The sequence below is a fragment of the Vibrio sp. 10N.261.52.A1 genome (assembly GCF_002876325.1).
Lineage (GTDB): Bacteria > Pseudomonadota > Gammaproteobacteria > Enterobacterales > Vibrionaceae > Vibrio > Vibrio chagasii.
Window position 1 is genome coordinate 1 of the sequence record NZ_MCYD01000693.1, and the last position, 2,979, is coordinate 2,979.

4 protein-coding genes are annotated in these 2,979 nt (G+C 43.6%); 2 read left to right on the forward strand and 2 right to left on the reverse strand.

Annotated elements, in window-relative coordinates; translation table 11 throughout:
- Positions 1-130: 130 nt before the first annotated feature.
- Positions 131-382 carry a Rho-binding antiterminator gene (locus tag BCT81_RS13575; protein WP_102424757.1) on the reverse strand — a complete coding sequence of 84 codons (252 nt, stop codon included), beginning with the start codon at positions 380-382 and terminating at the stop codon, positions 131-133.
- A gap of 204 nt (positions 383-586) precedes the next feature.
- On the opposite strand from BCT81_RS13575, the gene BCT81_RS13580 reads away from it, so the two are divergent.
- On the forward strand, positions 587-955 hold the full coding sequence (locus tag BCT81_RS13580; protein ID WP_102424758.1) for a cytochrome c: 369 nt from the start codon (positions 587-589) through the stop codon (positions 953-955).
- 114 nt (positions 956-1,069) lie between these two features.
- Positions 1,070-2,248 (forward strand): BamA/TamA family outer membrane protein, encoded by a 1,179-nt coding sequence (locus BCT81_RS13585; protein WP_102424759.1) that lies wholly within the window; start codon positions 1,070-1,072, stop codon positions 2,246-2,248.
- Between the two features lie 34 nt (positions 2,249-2,282).
- Here the strand turns inward: BCT81_RS13585 and catB are convergent, their stop codons facing one another.
- Complete coding sequence (gene catB, locus BCT81_RS13590; RefSeq protein WP_102424760.1) at positions 2,283-2,909, reverse strand: type B chloramphenicol O-acetyltransferase; 627 nt, start codon at positions 2,907-2,909, stop codon at positions 2,283-2,285.
- Between the last annotated feature and the right edge of the window lie 70 nt (positions 2,910-2,979).

The following is a 2,979-nucleotide window of genomic DNA, read 5'->3' on the forward strand; positions in this document are numbered from 1 at the left end:
AATTCATGCCGCTTTTGGTTTGGCTTGCCTGCAAATGCACTTTCCTTTCTAACCAATACAACAACGTGTTGCGTACGTTCACGACAAGATGTGCAGTAGCCTTGCTCGATTGAATTACTCATATGTCACCCTATGACGTTTTGAAAGATATTTGCTTAAAATGAGGGTTGTCGACACACACTTCTAATTCAGTAATTCCGGTCAACACAACAAGTTGTTCTCGACCTTCAACACTTAACTTAATGCATTCTTCTTTGTCTTGGTTACGCTGCGTATCTACAGCGATCCCCTCGACCTGTTCTCCGGATTTCAAGGTCAGCTTAACTGGGTACCTGTGCATACACACAATTTCAATATAATCGTAATCACTGCAACTAATCATAATACCCTCCATTCATCCACCACGCTAATGCGACATGCCATACTATGCAAACTGTTTATAATCAATCATTTACTTACGTCACATTGAAACAGCATATACACCAGATGCTCATGGGTTTAATCATAGTCCCACTTTGGTTATTCACGTTTCTTCTACCCACACCCACTTATTCTTACGTTGTTAAATAACCATGAGAACAAGACGATGAAATTTACGAACCATAAACCCCTGTTAGCTTACTTTGGTTTAATCGCTGTAGTGATGTCTTTTACTGCGAACGCTGCCTCGGCTAATGATGCGTCTCATTTCGCCAATGGCAAAGCCAAATATCAACAGCTTTGCCAAACATGTCATGGTAACAAAGCATTGGGCGACGGCCCTGCATCCGCTTCTTTACCGAACAAGCCAGCCAACATTCCCAAAAAGCTTGGCCAATTTTTTACGACTAAAAACACGTTGGCTGATGAGATTTTAGAAGGCAATATCGAGGAAGGTATGCCCGCATGGCAAGGCGTTATCACAAAGCAAGATGCGATTGATGTTCTTGACTACATAGCAACAATCCAACGATAACTGTTATTCGGTTCACGTTTAAACACAGTTCTTACTTAATAACGTTCGTGTTATTGCGCTATCTATTCGATTGATTACACTGAAATTATTAGACAGTGAATAATACGGAACGTTATGAACTTAACCCCCCTAGCCGCAAGTGCTCTCGTGCTGGTCTCTACAACAGCAGGTGCGGTGAGTTTTATCGACCAAATCGATGGTCACTTAGACATGGGTGAATACCTCGCTGAAAATGCCTATGGCTTTTTACCTGTCCCGATTTTGATCACAGAGCCTGCGGTTGGTTACGGTGGTGGTTTCACCGGTATCTTCCTTCATGAATCAGAAGAACAGAAAAACACACGTAAAGAGCTAGCAGAAAAATCGATTGATGGAGGCGCACAACTCTTAACACCAGCAATCACCGCAGTCGGTGGCTTTGCGACAGAAAACGGCACTTGGATGGCGTTTATTGGTCACAAGCGAAGCTGGAAAGAGGATTCGATACGCTACCTTGGTGGTTTGGGTTATGGCGATATCAACATGACTTTCTACCGACAAAGTTCTCCCAATGCCCTTTCACCACTCGCTCCAAATGAAGGAATCGAGCTTGGCTTAAAAGGCATGGGAGGGATACAAAAGCTTCAGTTTCGAATCCAAGATACACCATGGTTAGTCGGTTTATCGCAGCAATTTTTTGCACCTAAATTGTCACTAAATAACCACCCTAAAGCACAAGAGATCCTAAACAATATTGGGAATACCTCACCTACCTCATCAGGCTTGGGCTTAATCGCTGAGTACGACAGTAAAAATAGCTTTCTAAATCCCACTCAAGGCTACAACTATGTCGCTGAGTATCTATGGTTTGGCGATGGACTTGGCAGTGATTACAACTACCAAACGTTCAATCTTGAAGGGCTGAACTATTGGGAACTCAATAAGGAATGGAATCTCGCGTTGCGCGGACAATACAAATCCTTGTCGACTGATGAACGCTTTCTCTCACCTCAATACTATCCAGACATTCAGTTAAGGGGTATTGCGAGAAACCGCTATCAAGGAGAGCATACCTTTGCGGCAGAGGTGCAAGTAAGCAAACAATGGACGCCACGTTGGTCTACAGGTGTGTTTACTGGGATTGGTTATGCTGGCGACAGTGACAGCGATATGTTCGAACAAAGCTCACACGCAGCGTATGGCGTTGATTTCCGATACCTTATCGCAAGGCGTTATGGCCTGATTTCAGGGGTTGATATTGCGTTCAGCGAAGAAGATACCGCACTCTATTTTCAAGTCGGAGCCGGTATCTAGCTAAATCACGATTCAATGTACCAAGCAGAAGATATTAAGCGAAGGTCTTCCAATACTGGTACAAGCCATCGATATCAGAAGAGCACATCAAGGACATCGCACCTTTGATCTGCTCTTCATTCCATTCCCACCACTTCATTTCTAACAACTGCGCAATTTCAGTTTCACTAAAACGATAGCGGATATGACGAGCTGGGTTAGAACCAACAATTGAGTACGGCTCAACATCTTTGGTTACAACTGCGCGGCTAGCGATAATGGCCCCATCGCCAACCTTTACGCCACTCATGATCATCGCCTCTGTGCCTATCCAGACATCATTGCCAATCACAGTGTCGCCTGAGCGTTCAAAGCCGTCGATTGCCCCTTCAAATTTTTCATCTTCTTGGTAGAAAAATGGGAACGTACTCACCCACTGGTTTTGGTGACCTTGATTGCCTGCCATCATAAACACGGCACCAGAGCCAATCGAGCAGTAGCTGCCGATGATCAACTTGTCGATATCACTTCGGTCAGGAACCAAGTAGCGCGCACAATCATCAAAACTATGGTTGTGATAGTAGCCTGAATAGTAACTGTGCTCACCCACGATGATATTTGGGTTGGTTACTTGTTCTTTAAGTGATTTACCCATGAATGGGCTTTCAAAATAGTTATTCATATTTGTACTCTTAGTTTCGTTCTTTTAGTTGGGTACTCTTTATTGCGCTATGATTCTAACTAATTTCTAT